Origin of the sequence: Microcoleus sp. T2B6 (assembly GCF_036700475.1) — a bacterium.
GTDB lineage: Bacteria > Cyanobacteriota > Cyanobacteriia > Cyanobacteriales > Microcoleaceae > Microcoleus.
In genome coordinates this window covers 1-18,482 of the sequence record NZ_JAUBOZ010000047.1, presented here as the reverse complement: position 1 = coordinate 18,482, position 18,482 = coordinate 1, and the positions used below count along the sequence as shown (strand labels likewise).

General features: G+C 44.2%; 12 protein-coding genes. 8 read left to right on the top strand and 4 right to left on the bottom strand.

Annotated elements, in window-relative coordinates; genetic code table 11:
* The first annotated feature begins 162 nt into the window (after nt 1-162).
* Nucleotides 163-609 (top strand): NUDIX hydrolase, encoded by a 447-nt coding sequence (locus QUA00_RS20235; protein WP_333410926.1) that lies wholly within the window; start codon nt 163-165, stop codon nt 607-609.
* Nucleotides 610-759: 150 nt separating this feature from the next.
* Here QUA00_RS20235 and QUA00_RS20230 read toward each other — a convergent pair whose 3' ends face one another.
* On the bottom strand, nt 760-1,125 hold the full coding sequence (locus QUA00_RS20230; RefSeq protein WP_333288002.1) for a phage holin family protein: 366 nt from the start codon (nt 1,123-1,125) through the stop codon (nt 760-762).
* A gap of 27 nt (nt 1,126-1,152) precedes the next feature.
* Nucleotides 1,153-2,244: a redox-regulated ATPase YchF gene (gene ychF / locus QUA00_RS20225; protein WP_333410925.1), complete on the bottom strand. Its 1,092-nt coding sequence runs from the start codon at nt 2,242-2,244 to the stop codon at nt 1,153-1,155.
* Between the two features lie 121 nt (nt 2,245-2,365).
* Between ychF and QUA00_RS20220 the strand changes: the two genes are divergently transcribed.
* Nucleotides 2,366-2,722, top strand: coding sequence for a hypothetical protein (locus tag QUA00_RS20220; RefSeq protein ID WP_333410924.1), 357 nt, complete (start codon nt 2,366-2,368; stop codon nt 2,720-2,722).
* 133 nt (nt 2,723-2,855) lie between these two features.
* On the opposite strand, the gene QUA00_RS20215 is transcribed toward QUA00_RS20220, so the two are convergent.
* A complete protein-coding gene (locus tag QUA00_RS20215; protein ID WP_332979482.1) occupies nt 2,856-3,104 on the bottom strand; it encodes a gamma-aminobutyric acid A receptor, epsilon-like protein in 249 nt (82 codons plus the stop codon).
* Between the two features lie 579 nt (nt 3,105-3,683).
* Here QUA00_RS20215 and QUA00_RS20210 point away from each other — a divergent pair.
* From QUA00_RS20210 to QUA00_RS20190, 5 genes are all read left to right on the top strand, one after another.
* Complete coding sequence (locus tag QUA00_RS20210; RefSeq protein WP_333410923.1) at nt 3,684-4,742, top strand: C39 family peptidase; 1,059 nt, start codon at nt 3,684-3,686, stop codon at nt 4,740-4,742.
* 103 nt (nt 4,743-4,845) lie between these two features.
* The gene (locus tag QUA00_RS20205) at nt 4,846-8,787 is read left to right on the top strand and encodes a caspase family protein (RefSeq protein WP_333410922.1); all 3,942 of its coding nucleotides are present in this window, start codon (nt 4,846-4,848) and stop codon (nt 8,785-8,787) included.
* A 254-nt stretch (nt 8,788-9,041) separates the two neighbouring features.
* Nucleotides 9,042-13,535: an nSTAND1 domain-containing NTPase gene (locus QUA00_RS20200; RefSeq protein WP_333410921.1), complete on the top strand. Its 4,494-nt coding sequence runs from the start codon at nt 9,042-9,044 to the stop codon at nt 13,533-13,535.
* 55 nt (nt 13,536-13,590) lie between these two features.
* Nucleotides 13,591-14,781, top strand: coding sequence for a WD40 repeat domain-containing protein (locus QUA00_RS20195; RefSeq protein WP_333410920.1), 1,191 nt, complete (start codon nt 13,591-13,593; stop codon nt 14,779-14,781).
* A gap of 352 nt (nt 14,782-15,133) precedes the next feature.
* Nucleotides 15,134-16,747: a penicillin-insensitive murein endopeptidase gene (locus QUA00_RS20190; protein ID WP_333410919.1), complete on the top strand. Its 1,614-nt coding sequence runs from the start codon at nt 15,134-15,136 to the stop codon at nt 16,745-16,747.
* A 73-nt stretch (nt 16,748-16,820) separates the two neighbouring features.
* On the opposite strand, the gene QUA00_RS20185 is transcribed toward QUA00_RS20190, so the two are convergent.
* The gene (locus QUA00_RS20185; protein ID WP_333410918.1) at nt 16,821-16,955 is read right to left on the bottom strand and encodes a hypothetical protein; all 135 of its coding nucleotides are present in this window, start codon (nt 16,953-16,955) and stop codon (nt 16,821-16,823) included.
* Nucleotides 16,956-17,188: 233 nt separating this feature from the next.
* On the opposite strand from QUA00_RS20185, the gene QUA00_RS20180 reads away from it, so the two are divergent.
* Nucleotides 17,189-18,482, top strand: a 1,294-nt coding sequence (locus tag QUA00_RS20180; protein ID WP_333410917.1) for an aminotransferase class I/II-fold pyridoxal phosphate-dependent enzyme, incomplete at its 3' end; no start/stop codon positions are given.

The following is an 18,482-nucleotide window of genomic DNA, read 5'->3' as shown; positions in this document are numbered from 1 at the left end:
TTAGGGGCGGATTCTACTCGTTACTAGGCTCTGCCTGGTAACACATATCCGGAGGCTCTGCCTCCTATGAAAGCTGCTCCGAAAGCGAGGCAGAGCCTCTGGACATTGATTCCTAGGCAGAGCCTAGGAACCAGTTAACTGATAACTAATGACTGATGACTAATGACTGATGGCTATATTATGCAAGGTAAAATTCGGGTCATTGTTTTAGGATTGATTCGATCTGGCGATCGCATCTTCGTGTCCGAATGCGAAGATCCGGTAAAACAAGAAACATTCTACCGCGCTTTGGGCGGTGGCATAGAATTTGGAGAACACAGCATCGACGCTTTGCGAAGAGAGTTTCAAGAAGAAATTCAAGCCGAGTTAACAAATATCAAATATTTGGCTTGTTTGGAAAACTTCTTTGTTTATAATGGCAAAGCCGGACATGAATTAATACAACTATACCAGTGCGATTTTGTCGCTTCCAAATTTTATGAATTGGAGAGTCTGGATTTTGCAGACGGAGATGGGGAACATACTGCATTTTGGATGCCGATCGATCGCTTTCGATCGGGCGAATTGCGCCTAGTTCCCGACAAATTTATCGACTACTGTGAAGGCTAATAACTCAACCCATACCAAAAAATAAATACCTGATATGGGGGAATTAAACCTAAAATATTTGCCGTCGGGGCGGGTTTCACCTGAAATATTGGCGATAACTAACAGGATGAATAAACCCGCCCCTTCCTTCCGCCCGCGCGTTACCTTTATCTACCGTACATTTGGCAGCTTATCCAACACGTCATAGAGAAGAGAGTTAATAAAACCGAGGGCGATCGCCCCAAGCATTGCACTCCAAATTCCCCACCGCAACCGAAATCCTTCGACTAGCCAAGCCGCCAATCCAAACATAGCAGCGTTGATAACAATCGCAAACAAGCTATAAGTTGGCAACGCAAAGGGTTCAACATTTCCAACAAAAATAGGCCGCACAAAAGCATTCAGCAATCCAAAAACCGCCGCCGAAATCATCGCTTTTCCAAAACTGTCAATATCTACCCCGATGGGCAGCTTGGAAATTATAAAAAAGCTCACTGAAGTAACCAGCCAAGCAATTGCCAGCGAAAAGATGTCGATTTTCATGCGGCCATCTCCTTAAAAAAGCTAAACATTAAATCGGAACAACAGCACATCCCCCTCTTGTACAACATACTCTTTTCCTTCACTGCGAACTAAGCCTTTTTCCTTAGCCGCATTCATCGCGCCCGTAGCAACCAAATCTTCATATGCTACAGTTTCGGCCCGGATGAAACCCCGTTCAAAATCCGAGTGAATAACCCCTGCAGCTTGCGGTGCTAACATTCCCGCGATAATTGTCCAAGCGCGAGTTTCCTTCGGGCCGCTAGTAAAATAAGTCCGCAAACCCAATAATTCATAAGTAGCTCGAATCAGAGATTTCAAGCCACCTTCTTTTACCCCCAGAGATTCTAGGAAATCCGTTCGTTCTTCCTCGGATAACTCCACCAATTCTGACTCAACTTGCGCCGAAACTATGACAACCTTAGCCTTTTCTGCTTCTGCTACTTCCCGCACTTGTTCGACATAGTTATTTCCCGTTGCTAAATCGTCATCAGACACGTTAGCAGCATAGATAATTGGTTTGTTGGTCAGTAATTCCAAACCTTTAACTAATTCAGCTTCTTCCTCTGTGAAATTGTACTGCCGCGCTGGTTTCCCCGCATTCAAAACGGCGACTAATTTTTCGAGTACATCCACTTCGGCCTGAGCTTCCTTATTGTTGCGGGCTAGCTTGCGAGTGCGATCGAGCCTGCGTTCAATTTGAGCTAAGTCTGCTAGAATTAATTCGAGATTGATAATGTCAATATCTCGCTGGGGATCGACAGAACCCGCAACGTGAATAATATCGTCATTGTCAAAACAGCGGACAACGTGGACGATCGCATCCACAGCCCGGATGTGAGACAAAAACTGATTTCCCAGTCCTTCTCCCTGACTCGCCCCCTTTACTAAACCCGCAATATCCACAAATTCCATCCGCGTCGGCACAGTTTGCGCGGAATTGCAAATATTGCTCAGCACCTTCAACCGTTCGTCTGGCACTGCCACGATACCCGTATTTGGCTCGATCGTACAGAAAGGAAAATTAGCAGCAGTCGCCTTGGCATTAGCAACCAGAGCATTAAACAAAGTAGATTTGCCAACATTAGGCAGTCCGACAATTCCGGCAGTAAGCATAGCTATTTAGAAACATATCACTGTTTCAAAATATCATAAGTATCAGCAATATATCTGACGTGTGTGTTCTAACTTCCACAGCTAAGCTTGAATAAATATCTAACTTGAGGTAGATGGCTAAATGCTTAACAACTTGTTAAGCAAAGTAACGATCGCTGTGGGGCTGTCGCTGCCCCTGTTAGCGCTGACAGCAGCTAGCGTTTTCGCTCAGATGGTCAAAGTTTCGGTGGTTAACAACAGCGGCAAGACGATGACAGCCGTCTATATGTCTCCTCCCGATAAGGATACTTGGGGAGAAAACGAGCTAGAGGCCCCGATTCCCGATCGGGAAAAGGCAGGTTTTGAGTGGGATCGAGCTGACTACGAGGGTTCGGAGGCGGGCTGTGTTTTTGATGTCCTGGCCGAATACGAGGACGGCAAATCGACTCCTTTGTCTGCTGTTGACCTTTGTAAAGAGACTGCGCTCAACTTCAATTAATCGATAATCTACGCAAAAACCGAGTTTTTTCAAGTCTGATATTCCACAAAAAGATTGGGGACTTGGGAGAAAGCCGGTTTTTGCGATCGGCCTGACAAACAATCTTAAATTTCGCGATCGACTAAAACATAATTTACACCGGTTCAGGGATTGTCTGAGGAATAGGTTCCGGCACTGTTTGAGGAATTGGAGAGGGTACAGTTTCCGGCACCGGTTCGGGAATTGGCTGGGGAATTGGCGCAGGTACCGGTTCCGGTACAAGGCCGGGAATCGGTTCGGGAACTGGGCCCGGCACTGGTGGCGATGCGGGTATAGTCGGGAGCCCCGGTTCGGTACTGGGAATCTGCGGGCCTGGAAATGGACTAGGGTTGGGAAAAATCACGGCAATTCTATTAATAACTCGATACAATCAGCGTAGATAAAAAACTCAAAATACGACATCTATCTAAATAGTGAAAATTTATTAAAGTTGATATTTTGTACCATTTTTTATCGGCTTTTTGGAGTAGACACAAGCAACCGGGTTTATTGGTATTTTATTTTTTAGGCTGACCGAAAGCAATTTGGTCACAGCCCCCCGGTACAAGCCGTGAACCCTTGAAAAAAGCGTAGCGTACTCATCACGTGCGATCGCTACAGCCCGTGGGAGCAATTCTTTAATCTAAAATCTCAAATCTCAAATCGCCCAATCGATCGCCCTCCGAAAAGCCTTGCCAGCCTGTGGTTTTGCACGACACCTAGCCAAAAGTACAGGTTCTGTCCTGTACTTACGGCCAGTGGCGAGCTGGCCTTTTGGCTAATTTAAGACTCAACTAAAAGCTAGGAACTTTTTGGGAATTATTCTCTTACGATTGAACCTACGCTGTCACAGATTTTTAGGATTAAGCAAAAAGTTTCTCCCAATCCAAATCTGTTTCGGTCTATGCAACAATGAACGCCTAGGCACAAAGGGGCATAAAGGATGCATCTCCAAGATTTTGTCGAGACAAATATCAAATACGATGTCAGCAAAATAGTAGCCGATCGAGAGTTAAGCTTAGAAATCCAAGAGCTTCTGATCGCTCAAGGGCTACTCTCTCCCACAGTAGAAGATATCTTTGGCCCTGTTTCTATTGCTGTTTTAAAACGCTTCCAAAAACTAAATCGCTGCTATGAACCAGGATTTTTGGGAAAACGAACAGCTACCGAACTCCTCGAAGTTGATAAAGTAGCAACGCGAGGAGCGGAAGGGGTTCCCTCAATTCAGGTTAAAATTATCCAAGATACTCTCCTTAAAAATAAACCGTTGCAATCCGATGCTTTATTGCCGGCAGAAAAACACAATCTCAAAGTCGGCGTCACCCTCAGAGTTGCATCATTTGAAGTTGAGCGCGGTCATTTAAAAATCACCTTAGCTGATACTCCTGTTGAGAATACTTGGACTGGATATATTTTTGGAGAACACGCCGAAGTTTTTGAAGGCACTACCAGAATTTATCCAAAACGCGATGAAGTTAAATTGCCGGTTCCTTACAAATCTCAGAGAGATAATGAAATGAACCCTGATGGTTCTTGCAATGTTACTTCAATAGCGATGTGTTTGGAGTATCTAAAGATTCCTCGTCGGCACAGTGAGGGGCAGTTTGAGGATGAGCTTTACAACTATGCCTTAGATCAAGGATTAAGCCGGCATAGTGGTTACGATCTAGCTCAAATTGTGCGCGACTATGGAGCGAAAGATAACTACAGTGAAACGGCCACCATTGAACAAGTTACAGATTGGTTAGCGAGTGGAAACCCAGCAGTTGTACATGGCTATTTTACTTATCCAGAAGGTCACATCGTTGTCTTCGTTGGCTATGACAGCACAGGCTTCATTGTTCACGATCCTTATGGGGAATGGTTCGCCGATGGATACGATCGCAATGAGCCAGACGGAAACGATGAAAAGGGTAAGTTCCTGCATTACTCCTACGGAATGATTAAAGATACCTGTATCCCCGATGGAAGGTTTTGGGTACATTTTATTTCCCGCTCGTGAGAGTTGGTGTCATTTTTCCATTTCCTAGAATCGTTAATAGCTAGAAAATATTAGCTATTAACGATTAAAACCAATTTAAACACTTTAATTAAACAAGGCAGTTATGGCAAAAAAAATTTACGCGCTGTTAGTTGGTATTGACAACTATTCTCCCGCATCTAATCCTCTCGTCCCTCCCTTAAAAGGTTGTGTTAACGATATTAAAGCTATAGAAGCTTATCTGCGAGAGCGAATTACTCAAGATAGCGAATGGAAACTGATAGAGCCTACAGACCAACCTTGGATACTGCTCAATCAAGATGCCACTCGTCAGGCAATTATCAGCGGTTTCCAGCAGCATTTGTGCAACGCTGACAGCGAAGATGTTGTCTTATTTTACTATTCCGGTCATGGCGCTCAAGAGAAATCACCAGAGGAATTTTGGGAATTAGAGGCAGACCGCTTAGATGAAACTTTAGTGTGCTATGACAGCCGTGCAGAAAATGGTCGGGACTTAGCTGATAAAGAACTAGCCTACCTCATATCCAAAATAGCCCTAAAAGAACCCCGCATTGTTGTCATTCTTGACTGCTGCCACTCCGGTTCGGGCACCAGAGACTTACCCGCAGAAACAACAGTGCGCCGCGCCTTAGTAGACTCGCGAGAGCGACCCCTAAGCACGTTTATTTTTGCCGAAGACGCACCAGCAATCCAGGAAATATTAAGCACTTCTAAAGAATCAGAAAAAAAGACAACAGGTGTCATTTTGCCCAAGGGAAAACACATTTTGTTTTCGGCCTGTAGAGACTACGAACTGGCGAAAGAATACAAAACTGAGGATGGAGAAACTAGAGGAGCTTTCTCTTACTTTTTGCTGCAAACACTACAGCGAACCAATGGCAACATAACCTATCGAGATTTAGCGAGAAATATGAATGCTCTCGTGACTGGCAAAGTCAAAGAACAGTCGCCGCAAGTAGAAGCAACCGACAGGCAGGATTTAGACCAACCTTTCTTGGGCGGTGCTATTAAAGAACGGCCTCACTACTTCACCTTAACTCACAGTCAAAACCTTCGGAATTGGGTAATTGATGGAGGGTCTATTCACGGAATTCCTAAACCCTCTAATGGGGGAGATACTCGATTAGCATTTTTCCCCTATGGCAGCAGTCCCGAAAAGTTGCGCCAACTTTCAGAAGCTTTAGGCGAAGCACGAGTAACTCAGGTATTGCCACAACGCAGCCAAGTAGAAATTATTAACGGTCAAGACAGCTTATCAGAAACTGAGAGCTATTGGGCCGTGGTGACAAGTTTGCCGTTGCCAGCGTTGAAAATTTACATTAAGGGCGATGAAAGTGAAGTCCAAGGCATCAAAAATCTGCAAGAAGCACTGTCAAAAGCAGCAATTGGCAACAAACCTTCCTTGTATGTGCAGCAGGTAAATGAAGCTAAAGATGCAGATTACCATCTGTTAGTCAGTCAGGGTCAGTATTGGATTTTACAGCCTGATAATAACCGGCCTTTAGTTGCTCCGATCCCCGAAGAACCAAATCAGTCGGGATACACAGATGAAATTGCTTTACAGGTGATTTATCGTTTAGAACATATTGCCCGTTGGAATAACATTTTACAACTCTCCACTCCTGCGACTAGCCGCATTAAAACCGACGAAGTGGAAATGGAAATAATTCTGCTTTGCGGTCAGCAAGAATCTTCGCCAGGGGATAGAGACGGAAACATCTCCTCATCTGAGATGCGTGTCGATTACGCCTATGACAATGGGGAGTGGCAAGCGCCAAACATCCAAATAAGGCTGACTAATAAAAGTGACAAGAAGTTGTTTTGTAATGTAATCGTTCTTTCCGAAAGTTTTGCCGTAGACACTCCATTTTTTGACAGAGATAGCAGCATATTGCTCCCCGCCAACAATTCAGAAAATCCCTCTAGTATTACCAGCTTTGATGATATTATATTTCAAGTGCCAGACGCATATTTTGAACAAGGCATTACTGAATATAAGGATATTCTCAAGCTAATTGTATGTACCACAGAATTTGATGCTAGCTTGCTAAAACAAGATGGACTAGCGCCGCCTAAACTGACTCGTTCTCTTGGAGAAACAGAGGGAACTCTGAATACCTTGATGGCACAACTTAATACTCGCGAAGCCGTGAGAGCAAAAGGAAATTATGATGATTGGATGACAAAGGAAGTCACGATTACAATTGTCCGACCTCAAGATGCTCAACCAATTAAGGCTAATCGCAGCACTGCCTTACAACAGGGTGCCGTCGAAGTTCAAGCTCATCCAACTTTAAAAGCGAAAGTGAATCTCACCACTGTACCGCAAGCGAGTCGAGATTTAGGGAATTTGATTTTACCTGCGATTTTGCGGCAACAAAATCGCGTGAGTGAATCTTTCCAATTTACAACCAGCCGAGGCACTGATCCAGGGTTAAGTGCTTTGGAGTTAAGTGATGTAGAAGATTATGAAGCGGTGACACCAACAACCCCTCTCAACTTGTTGGTCAATCAAGAATTAGCGGAAAATGAGCATATATTACCTTTTGCTTATGATGGGGAATTTTTCTTGCCATTAGGAAGAGGGGCGAGAACAGAAGATGGCAAAACAGAGATTACGCTGGAACGCTTACCCAAACCAACAGTTAGCAGTCGCAGCCTTCACGGGTCCATCAGAATTTTCTTTGAAAAAGTCGCCCATCAAAAATTGGGAAGACCTTATGAATATCCTATTTTAGCTGTAGCAGAGGTCAGCGAAAAAGGTGATGTCAGCTACGAAAAAAATCCAGAGCAAGTTAAAGCTAGAGTTGCCAAAGCCCAGCGAATCATTCTCTACATTCACGGGATTATAGGGGACACGCAAAGTATGGTTCCTAGTGTCAGACAGACGTTAGTAGAAGTGGACGGACAACAGCGACAGATTGCAGAAATTTATGACTTAGTTTTGACTTTTGACTACGAGAATATCCAAACAACCATAGAGGAAAATAGCCGCTTGTTAGGTCAAAGATTGCAAGCAGTTGGTTTGGGAGGAAATCACGGCAAGCAGTTGGATATTGTGGCTCACTCGATGGGGGGTTTGGTTTCTCGCTGGTTTATCGAGCGAGAAGGTGGGAATCAGGTTGTCCAGCACTTGGTGATGTTAGGGACACCTAATGGGGGTTCTCCTTGGCCTACAGTACAGGATTGGGTTTTCACAGCGCTTGGGATAGGGTTGAATCAACTTTCAAAAATTATTTGGCCGACCAAAATAGTTGCTCAATTACTGGAGTTTTTAGAAGCAAATGATTACTCGCTAGAGCAAATGCGACCGGATTCTCCTTTTCTGAAAAAACTTGCCGAAAATCCCGACCCCGGGGTTCCCTACACAATTATTGCGGGCGATCGCTCAATTGTTTCAAAAGCTCTAGAATTTCAACCAGACAAGGAATCCAATCCCTTACAGCGGTTATTGAGCAACCTTTTTGGTAAAACTAAAGACAGAGTTGTAGAATTGGCATTTTTCAGTCAACCTAATGATATTGCCGTTGCTTTAACGAGCATCAAAAATGTCAGTGCTAATCGCTCTCCTGCGCCCAAAATCCTATTACCGGATACTGCGTGCGACCATCTTAGCTACTTTACACATCAGGCTGGGTTAGATGCTCTGGCAGCGGCTCTTTTCCCAAGTCCTAATGGCAATACTCAGTTATTAGTAAAGCCTTTGGTGGCGGCAATAGTAGAGGATGAGCCAGAGAGTATGAATTCTCAGCCTGTGGTTAAAAATACAGTTAACCCTTTACCTGTTGCACAACAGCTTGCCAAAACTCCCGTAGAAAGTTCCTCTCCAGCCTCGAACAGTCTCACCAGTTCACATCCAGTTGGCTCGGATACGCTAAACGTTCAAACACAAAATAATTCCAAGATAACAGGTTTAGGAATTGGGCTAGTTGGGTTTTTAATCGCAGCCGCTATTGGCTTAATTGGTCTCTGGCCTCGTTCTCCCGTGCAACAACCAGTGAATCAAAAATCAACGAGTCAATCGATTTTAGATTTTAGATTTTAGATTTTAGATTTTAGAATTGAAGCATTGACCCCACGGATAAATTCGGGGGGCAAGTTTCATCGGATACAGGTTTTTTATTTCTGGGTCCTGAGTCTGCGAAGGGATGAATCCGGGGGCTTGTATGCTGGATGCTTTCGGTCAGTCAAAGGAACAGGCACTCTATCAGTTTAAAAGAACTAGCAATTAGTTTTTGGTTGACAATTAGGCCCGCATTAAACTGAAATTTGAAATAAATTAGTCGGGGCAATTAAACAATGTCGGAGATTAAACGCAGTCTGGCAGTGGTGATTGGTATCGATCGCTATTTTAACAACATTCCCCCCTTGCAAACAGCAGCCAATGATGCTCAACAACTTGCCCATCTGATCGAGGAAAAGTATCAATACCAAGTTTTGTTACTGTTAGATACAGATGCCACTCTGTCTAATATCAGCGAGCTCTTGGCAGGCTTTGCCGAGAAAATACTGGTTTTTCCCGATGGCAATAAAGTGCAAGTTGCAGCGGACGATCGCATTTTGTTCTACTTTGCCGGACATGGCATCGCCTTAGATGGACTCGACAATGCAGAAGGCCCGGCTGGCTTTTTGATTCCTCAAGATGGTGAACGAGATGATAGCGACACTTGGCTGTCGATGCAGCGATTGCACGATAGCTTAATCCAACTGCCATGCCGCCATTCGTTAATTATCCTGGATTGCTGCTTTGCTGGGACTTTTCGCTGGGCGGCAGTTCATCGGGAGGCAGTGCGATCGCAAAAAGTATATCGCGAACGGTACGCTCGCTACACATCAGGCTGCGCCCAGCAAGTCATTACCTCAGCAGCGCATGATGAAAAAGCCGCCGACTCCCTGTATCGGTTTGGACAGCGAAGCGAAAGTTCCAATCACTCTCCCTTTGCAGAACTTTTACTCAAGGCGCTTGAGGGAGAAGCAGACCTTACCAAAGATGGCGTGATTACCGCAACCGAACTCTATGCCTATTTACAATCAGAATTCGGCAAAATAGCAGCTAAACAAACCCCTGGTTTTGCACAGTTAAAACACCATGATAAGGGCGAATATATTTTTATTCTTCCTGGTTTTGACATTAATCAATTGCCCCCCGCCCCCAAACTCAATGAAAACACCAATCCCTACAAAGGATTACAATCATTTGAAGAAGCAGATAGCGACAAATTCTTTGGGCGACAGGATTTAACTGAAAAATTAGTTGAATTCGTCACAGAACATCCCTTAACTGTGGTTCTAGGCGCATCAGGTTCAGGGAAATCTAGCTTAGTCAAAGCTGGATTACTTCCCCAATTGAAAAAAACTCAACCCAACTGCCGCATCCTCTCTCCTATTCGTCCGGGTGAGTCTCCTTTCAGTGCTTTAAACTCTGCCCTAGAAAACGAAAATTTACCAGAATCACTTATCTCTAACGAGTTGGTTTCTGACAAAGACTTACCAGAAGCCAGCACTAGCTCTACCACTTTGGAAAAAGGACAAACTTTGCAAAGCTTGTTATACAAACTCAGTGCATGGAAAAACTTTAATTCACACACAAAATTGCTGTTAGTCATTGACCAATTTGAAGAATTAGTGACTCTCAGCCAAGATAGCCAAGAACAAGAATTATTTTTAAACTGGTTAGAAAAATCCTTAGAAACTCTCCCTGATTGCTTGCGAATCGTCATAACTTTACGTTCAGATTTTGAACCTCAATTTAGAGATACAGCATTAAAGCCCTATTGGAAAAAATCACGATTTGTTGTTCCCGCCATGACACGGGAAGAATTACGCCAAGCGATTGTCGATCCTGCTGCTGCTAAGGTAATGTATTTTGAACCGGCCACGTTGGTAGACCAATTAATTGATGAAGTCGCACAAATGCCCGGAGCACTACCTTTACTTTCTTTCACCCTGAGCGAACTTTATTTTAACTATATTAAAAACGTCAGAGAAGGGAAAAGAAATAATCGGGCAATTACTCAAGAAGACTATGAAGAATTGGGCGGAGTTACACGCAGTCTCACCCAAAGAGCAGACGCGGAATATGACGAATTACTTAAAAGCGATCGTGCTTATGCAAAAACCATCCGCCACATCATGCTGCGAATGGTAGCTGTAGGCGGTGGTGAATTAGCTCGCCGGCGGGTATTAGATGAAGAATTAATTTATCCCGAACCGGAAAATCAACGAGTCCAAACAGCCCTTGAGCAATTTTGTGCCGCACGTCTATTAGTAAAAGGGCGAGATACCGAAGGCAAAAGCTATGTTGAACCGGCTCATGATGTCTTGATGCGAGGATGGCAAAAGCTAATAGTATGGGAACGAGAACATCAGGAAAATTTAATTGTGCAACGGCGGCTAACCCCAGCAGCTATCGAGTGGAAAAGCAAACAAAAATCACTTAGTTTTCAAGAAAAAATAGAACCACTTGTTAATTTTATAGACAGCAGCCTCCTCTCTTTTCAAAACGTTTTTGACCAGGTTAATGCAACTTTGATTAAAGTCTGGAAGCGCCAACCCAGCATCCAAAAACGCCGCCAAGAAAAACAAGAAGAATTTCTCTGGGATACCAACCCTTATCTGAACGTATTAGACGAACATCTCAAATACGATAAAAATTGGTTTAACGAAGTAGAGGCAGAATTTTTACAGCGCAGCCTCCGACGCCGGCGTAACAACCTGCGGCGAAAAATTAGCCTGATTGCTACAGCCTTTGCTGTGACATTAGGATTTCTCTTTTATCAATGGAATCAAAATCAACAAGCCCAAAGCAGAAGCTTAGCGCTATCGGCTGAACAACTTTTTAGCTCCGATAGAGAATTAGATGCTTTGATAGAAGCTTTAAAAGCCAGAAAAATAATGAAACAGGCAGTTTGGGTTTCTTCAAACACGCAGGAGGAGGTTGTGTCAGCCCTGCAATCCGTTATTTATCGCATCAGAGAATCCAATGGCTTGAAAGGTCACAAAGCTCCTATTTATAACATCAGTTTTAGTCCTGACAATCAAATCATTGCCTCTGCTAGTGCAGACAATACGATTAAACTTTGGAAATTAGATGGGACTTTACTCAGGATTCTTTCGGGACATACCAACGAAGTTTATAGCATTAGTTTTAGCCCGGATGGAGAAATTATTGCCTCGGCTAGTGCGGACAGGACGATTAAAATTTGGAAATCCGATGGCACTTTGATTAATACTCTTTCTCAGCATAAAGGGGAGGTTATTAATGTGAGTTTTAGGCGGGATGGTCAGATGTTTGCTTCGGGTGGCACTGATGGAACAATTAAGCTTTGGAAACGCGATGGCACTTTGTTGAAAAACATTCAGGATAAAGGGCCGGTTAGTAGTGTTAGTTTTGGTCGAGACGGACAGACTATTGCTTCTGGCAGTGCGGATGGAACGGTCAAGCTTTGGAAACTCGATGGCAGTTTACTGAAAAGTTTTTCTGGTCATAAAGCGCCGGTTATGAGTGTTAGTTTTAGCCCGGATGGTGAGGTTATCGCTTCATCAAGTCAAGACAAGACGGTAAAAATCTGGAAACCCGATGGCACTTTAGTTAAAACTTTTGAGCATAATACTCATATTTTCAAGGTTAGTTTTAGCCCCGATAATCAGTTACTGGTCTCATCCAGTGCTGACAATATTGTTAAAGTTTGGAAACGCGATGGTACTTTACTGAATACTTTAACTGGACGGAGCCCTTCTTTTAGCCCCGACGGTCAAACTCTTGCCTTTGCCGGCATTGATAATAGCATTGAACTGTGGAAGTTTAATAATAGCTTACGTAAAACTTTGACGGGGCAAACGGATATTGTTTTGGGGGTCAGTTTTAGCCCCAAAGGGGACACAGTGGCTTCGGGAAGTGCTAATAGCTTGGCTCAAGTTTGGAAACGAGATGCTTCTTTATTTAAAACGCTTTCTGGGCATCAAGCACCAGTTTCTAGCGTTAGTTTTAGCCCCGACGGTCAAACGATCGCCTCTGGTAGTTTGGATAGCAAAGTAAAACTTTGGAAACAAGATGGCACGTTGCTGAATACGCTTTCTGGTCATAAAGCTCAAGTTGTGAGCGTTAGTTTTAGCCCTGATGGTCAAACGATCGCCTCTGGAAGTTATGACACCACAGTGAATCTTTGGAAGCCAGATGGTACCTTGCTCAATACTCTTTCTAAACATAGCGGTTCAGTTAAGAGTCTTAGTTTTAGTCCTGACAGTAAAACTATTGCTTCAGCAAGCCTTGATAAGACCGTCAAACTGTGGAAAATGGATGGAACTTTGCTAAATACTATGAAGCATGAGGCTCAGGTTTATGGCGTTAGTTTCAGCCCAAATGGTGAGACTCTTGCCTCGGCTAGCAATGATGGCACGCTTAAAGTTTGGAAAACAGATGGCACTTTGCTCAAAAGGTGGACGGGGCATAGGGTGGCAGCTAATAGTATCAGTTTTAGCCCGGATGGCAAAATATTAGCTTCGACGGGTGACGATAAGACGCTGAAATTCTGGAAACCGGATGGCACTTGGATCGCTACTCTGCCGGGGCATACTGCGGCGGTTCGCAGTCTTAGTTTCAGCCCTGATGGTAAGACTTTGGCATCGGGTAGCGATGATACGACGATGATTTTGTGGAATTTAGAGGGATTAGAACTCGATGCTTTATTAAAGCATGGTTGCTTTTGGATGCGCGATTATTTCAATAATCCTAATGTCAATCTTAGTACAGAAGACCGCCAGGTGTGCGATCGCATAAATCGCGGCTCTTAGATGGTCAAAGTAGAAGCCTCTAAATATTATTCAGGGTTAAGGGAGGAAATCAGCTATGGAGTTTAAGGCGATATTTCGCAAAGAAAAATACCACAATTTTTTCATAAAATTGACTGGTTTTGGTAGTTTAGCATTGATATTAGCGTATTGCTTGACAGGGTGGCAGTGGCGAGCGGGAGAAAAATGGACAATTAAGATGCGTAGTATTGATGCAAATTTACTTTTTAATCAAAAAACCAGATTGGCGTCTTACAGAATTATTCAAGTTCAGGATGTGGCACAGATTCAGCAGATCGATCCCTCGGCAGAGCAACAGCGTTCTGTTTGGAGTGTCGCTTTTAGCCCCGATGGTAAAACCCTCGCTGCTGGGACTTTCGACCAAAGTATCAAATTTTGGGATGTGGCTAAGGGAACAGTTATTAAAACTTTCAGAGGCGCTCAAAAAGGAGCTTTGAGTATTGCTTTTAGTTCTGATGGCAAAACCCTTGCTTCTGCAAGTTTTGACAACTCGATCGAACTCTGGGATGTGGCTACTGGTAAATCTATTGACAGGTTAACGGGTCATAAAAATTGGGTTTTGAAGATTGCTTTTAGTCCTGATGGTAAAACCCTTGCTTCTGCCAGTAGCGACAAAACTATCAAACTCTGGGATTTGGCTACTGGTAAACTCATTCACACCTTGACCGGTCATCAGAGTTGGGTTGAGAGTTTTACCTTTAGTCCCGATGGTAAAACTCTTGCTTCTGGGAGTAGCGACAAAACTATTAAACTTTGGGATGTGGTTACGGGTAAACTGATTCGCGCTTTGACAGATGGCAAGAATTGTGTTTTGAGTATTGCTTTTAGTCCTAATGGTAAAACTCTGGCTGTTGGCAGTTTTGACAACAAAATCATACTGTGGGATCTGGCTGCAGGTCAAATTTTTGCAAGCTTGAGGGGTCATCACCAAGGGGTTTTGAGTATCGCCTTTAGTCCTGATGGCAAAACTCTCGCTTCTGGGAGTTTTGACAACACGATCGGACTCTGGGATATGGCGACGGGTAAACGGATTCAAACTTTGATCGGCCATCAGGACTGGGTTGAGAGTGTCGCCTTTAGCCCTGACGGTAAAATGCTGGCTTCTGGAAGCTGGGATCGGACGATCGCACTCTGGGATGTTGCGGAGGGTAAGCCTGTTCGCACTTTGGCCGATCGCAATTATCAGCCTGTGGGGAAAATCGCTGCTTTTTGGGCGATCGAACTATAGCAATTCTCAAGGATTCGTGAAATGGGTCAATCGATTTTAGATTTTAGATTTTAGATTTTAGAGGCGACCCCACGGATAAATGCGGGGGCAATAAGTGATTTTCGATTTTCGATTTTGGATTGATTCCACGGATAAATCACTTGGCGGGTACCACCTTTGAAATTCCTGGTCAGGTATTTGGACGATCGACAAAGCTGAATTTAGTTTTCGGGGATATAGTGGTTGCGATCGGCTGTTACTCAGGAGTCATTATGTTAACCATTCCGTTACCTTGCCATTGGCATTGGCGAAGATCGCCTTCCTAAAAAGCGATCTTGCAACAGAAAAACACACTCTAAAAAGGAAATTAACAATGGTATTAGAAATCTATCGCAACTTACGCTCTAAAACTTTGCAACATAACCATACCCACTGCACGGCACATATTGGTTTCACAGCAGAAGAACTTGAGCAGTTCAGTTGGGGAACGCGTGGTCTTTTTGAACAAATGCCTGCCAGTGGAGTTGGCTATGAATGTTACGGAATCCCTGACAAGTGCTATGGTCACTCAAACGTCCTTCAGGCTCTCCAATACATCTGTACCGAGTGGGCCAAACTCTATCCCAATGGGCCTCGGATTGGCATTGGAAATATTAGTCTTCCAGACGGAGGGCCGATGCCACCCCATAGCACTCATCAACACGGACTCGATGTTGATATTGCGCCTGTTGCTAACACTGATGAAGAAATTACTCTCACCTATTACGATAGTAAATACTCTCGCCAACGCACTCAAGAATTGGTATATTTATTCTACAATAATCCAATTTTGGGTATTCGGACAATTCTATTCAACGATCCAGAAATTACACAGGTAGCGCCTTGCGCGGGACATGACGATCACCTTCATGTGAGTTTCCTTTCCCCTGGAATTGATTCAGCTCCATACAGCAGCGACGAAGACGGGGATTTGCGTCTGGTGATACCTCCGATGCAGGGAGAACGAGTCCGCAAACTTCAAGAAGATTTAGCCAACGTTGGCATTTCAGTTACAACAGATGGTATCTTTGGCAGCGAAACTGATGCCGCAATCCGAAAATTTCAGGCTGAACAAGGCTTGCAGGTTGATGGAATTGCGGGATTTGTAACGCAAACTAAACTGACACAATTAATTTCTGGACAGTCTCGTGCTGTTTCCAGCGAACCATCCGGCCTGAAACTCCAAGACGTGATTGACCAAAAGCAATCGATCCCTTTTGATGATATTGACTCTGGAGTGTTAGTGGAAGATCAACTATTCTGTGCAGAAATTCAAACCATCTTACGCGCTAATCATCTTTTAGAGGTAGTTGATGGGATTTACGGCACTCAAACGCAAGAAGCCTTAAGAAGTTTTAAAGCCAGCCGTAAACTTGATGGCGGGGATGTGTTAGGGGCAACAACCGCTAAAGCTTTACTCGATGCCAAGCAGGGTGCTGGAAAGTTACCTGATTGGAAAGGCGGTGATAAAAATGCGACGGTTGAGGCAATTGTTAAAGAAGCTCATCGCCAAGGGATTACGTCTCAAGCTCAAATTGCTTACATTCTCGCAACCGTTGAACATGAAACAGCAGACAGTTTCCAACCCGTGCGAGAATCTTATTATTTGGGCGAACCAGAAGGGGAAAATGACCGCAAAACCCTACCCTACTATCCCTACTATGGACGGGGCTATGTGCAACTGACCCATGATTACAATTATCGGAAATATTCAGATGTGTTAGGGCTAGATTTAGTGAATGATCCGGATCTTGTCATGAATCCTGATATCGCACTCTTTATCCTAGTTGATGGGATGAAATGGGGTGCATTTACGGGGATGAAACTGGATGACTGTATTTCTGGCAACAATACGGATTTCTTGAGTGCCCGTAAAATTATCAATGGTACTGACCAGGCAGAACAGATTCAAACTTATGCCATGAACTGGCAAACCCAATTAGGGTAGAACTTGTGGCGATCGCGACTCAATAATCTACCTTGAATTAAAGCTTAACTTTGATAGCTTTTGGGTCAATCGGTTAAAGCGTCTTGGTAGTTTGTGACAGTAGTGCGCGATCGTCCAAAACTTCCTCACCACAGTAAGCTGAAAAATAGCCGCAGACTGTGGTAGGATTTTGTGCGGTAACTGAAACCACAGCCCCTAGACAAACCATAAGTCAAGCAGTAGCCAGGATTTTCAACTGTTTGGGTTTCATACTTAAGCAGTCGATGTTAAGTCATTTTAGAGAAGTTTGAAATTGAGACGGTGTTGCTTGTGGGCGATTGCAAGGAAAAAGGAAGAAGTCGATGCGATCGCGGAATTGCCAGCAATGGTTTCAGCAATTAATAACGTCCAGTGAAACCTCGGCGGTTGCTATAATTCCCAATAATCAAATCAGGATTAAGCGTGTCACCAGCAAACTATCAAGAACAAACGCCTCTATTAGATGCCTTGCGCGATCGCACAAATCACCCACACGCCCCATTCTACGCCCCCGGACACAAAGGCGGACAAGGGATCTCTCAACCCCTAATTGACTTATTCGGTGCGGCAGTATTTAGATCGGATTTGCCGGAATTGCCGGAGTTAGATAATCTCTTTAACCCAGAAGGTGCAATTGCCGAAGCTCAATACTTGGCTGCCGCAGCATTTGGAGCCCAATCAACTCGGTTTTTGGCTAACGGTTCGACTTGCGGAATAATCGCCGCCATCTTAGCAACTTGCGGCCCAGGAGATAAAATTATCCTACCTCGAAATATCCACTCATCGGCAATTGCTGGTTTAATTTTATCCGGCGCAATTCCAATTTTTGTCAATCCAGAGTACAACCAGGATTGGGATATTGCCAACAGCATCACCCCAGAAGCCACAGCCTCCGCATTAGAACAACATCCCGACGCCAAAGCAGTAATGATAGTTTACCCAACCTATCATGGCGTCTGCGGGGATTTGCGGGCGATCGCCCAAATTACCCATCAATACAACATACCGTTATTAGTAGACGAAGCCCACGGCGCGCACTTTAACTTTCATCCAAACTTGCCAGAACCAGCACTATCAGTCGGCGCCGATTTAACAGTACAATCAATCCACAAAACCCTCGGTGCAATGACACAAGCATCGATGCTGCACGTCAAGGGCGATCGCATAGATATCCAAAAATTAAATAGAGCATTGCAGTTAGTACAATCTACCAGTCCGAGTTACTTATTATTAGCATCCCTAGACGCAGCCCGCCAACAAATGGCACTCCACGGCAAAGAGTTAATGGCGCAAACTTTACAGCTAGCAGAAAAAGCGCGATCGCGCATCCGTCTAATTCCTGGCTTATCAGTTTTAGAACCATTAAATACACCGGGCTTTGCAGCATTAGACCGAACCAGGCTAACAGTAAAAGTATCAGATTTAGGAATCACAGGATTTGCTGCAGATGAAATTCTGCACTCTCAACTCGGTGTCACCGCAGAACTTCCCATGCCCCAACATCTAACATTTATTATCAGCTTGGGCAATACAGAAACAGATATTGACAATTTAGTTAAAGCTTTTACGATTTTAGAAGGAAGAAGGAAGAAGGAAGAAGGAAGAAGGAAGAAGGAAGAAGGAAGAAGGAAGAAGGAAGAAGGAAGATTTGCCCAATCTCCCAATCTCCCAATCTCCCCCTCTCCCCCTCTCCCCCTCTCCCAATCTCCCCCTCTCC

Bases quoted from the DNA above. Each gene is read 5' to 3' on its own strand.
- QUA00_RS20235 (WP_333410926.1), top strand. From the start codon at position 163: ATGACTGATGGCTATATTATGCAAGGTAAAATTCGGGTCATTGTTTTA.
- ychF (WP_333410925.1), bottom strand. From the start codon at position 2,244: ATGCTTACTGCCGGAATTGTCGGACTGCCTAATGTTGGCAAATCTACT.
- QUA00_RS20220 (WP_333410924.1), top strand. From the start codon at position 2,366: ATGCTTAACAACTTGTTAAGCAAAGTAACGATCGCTGTGGGGCTGTCG.
- QUA00_RS20210 (WP_333410923.1), top strand. From the start codon at position 3,684: ATGCATCTCCAAGATTTTGTCGAGACAAATATCAAATACGATGTCAGC.
- QUA00_RS20205 (WP_333410922.1), top strand. From the start codon at position 4,846: ATGGCAAAAAAAATTTACGCGCTGTTAGTTGGTATTGACAACTATTCT.
- QUA00_RS20200 (WP_333410921.1), top strand. From the start codon at position 9,042: ATGTCGGAGATTAAACGCAGTCTGGCAGTGGTGATTGGTATCGATCGC.
- QUA00_RS20195 (WP_333410920.1), top strand. From the start codon at position 13,591: ATGGAGTTTAAGGCGATATTTCGCAAAGAAAAATACCACAATTTTTTC.
- QUA00_RS20190 (WP_333410919.1), top strand. From the start codon at position 15,134: ATGGTATTAGAAATCTATCGCAACTTACGCTCTAAAACTTTGCAACAT.
- QUA00_RS20185 (WP_333410918.1), bottom strand. From the start codon at position 16,955: ATGGTTTGTCTAGGGGCTGTGGTTTCAGTTACCGCACAAAATCCTACC.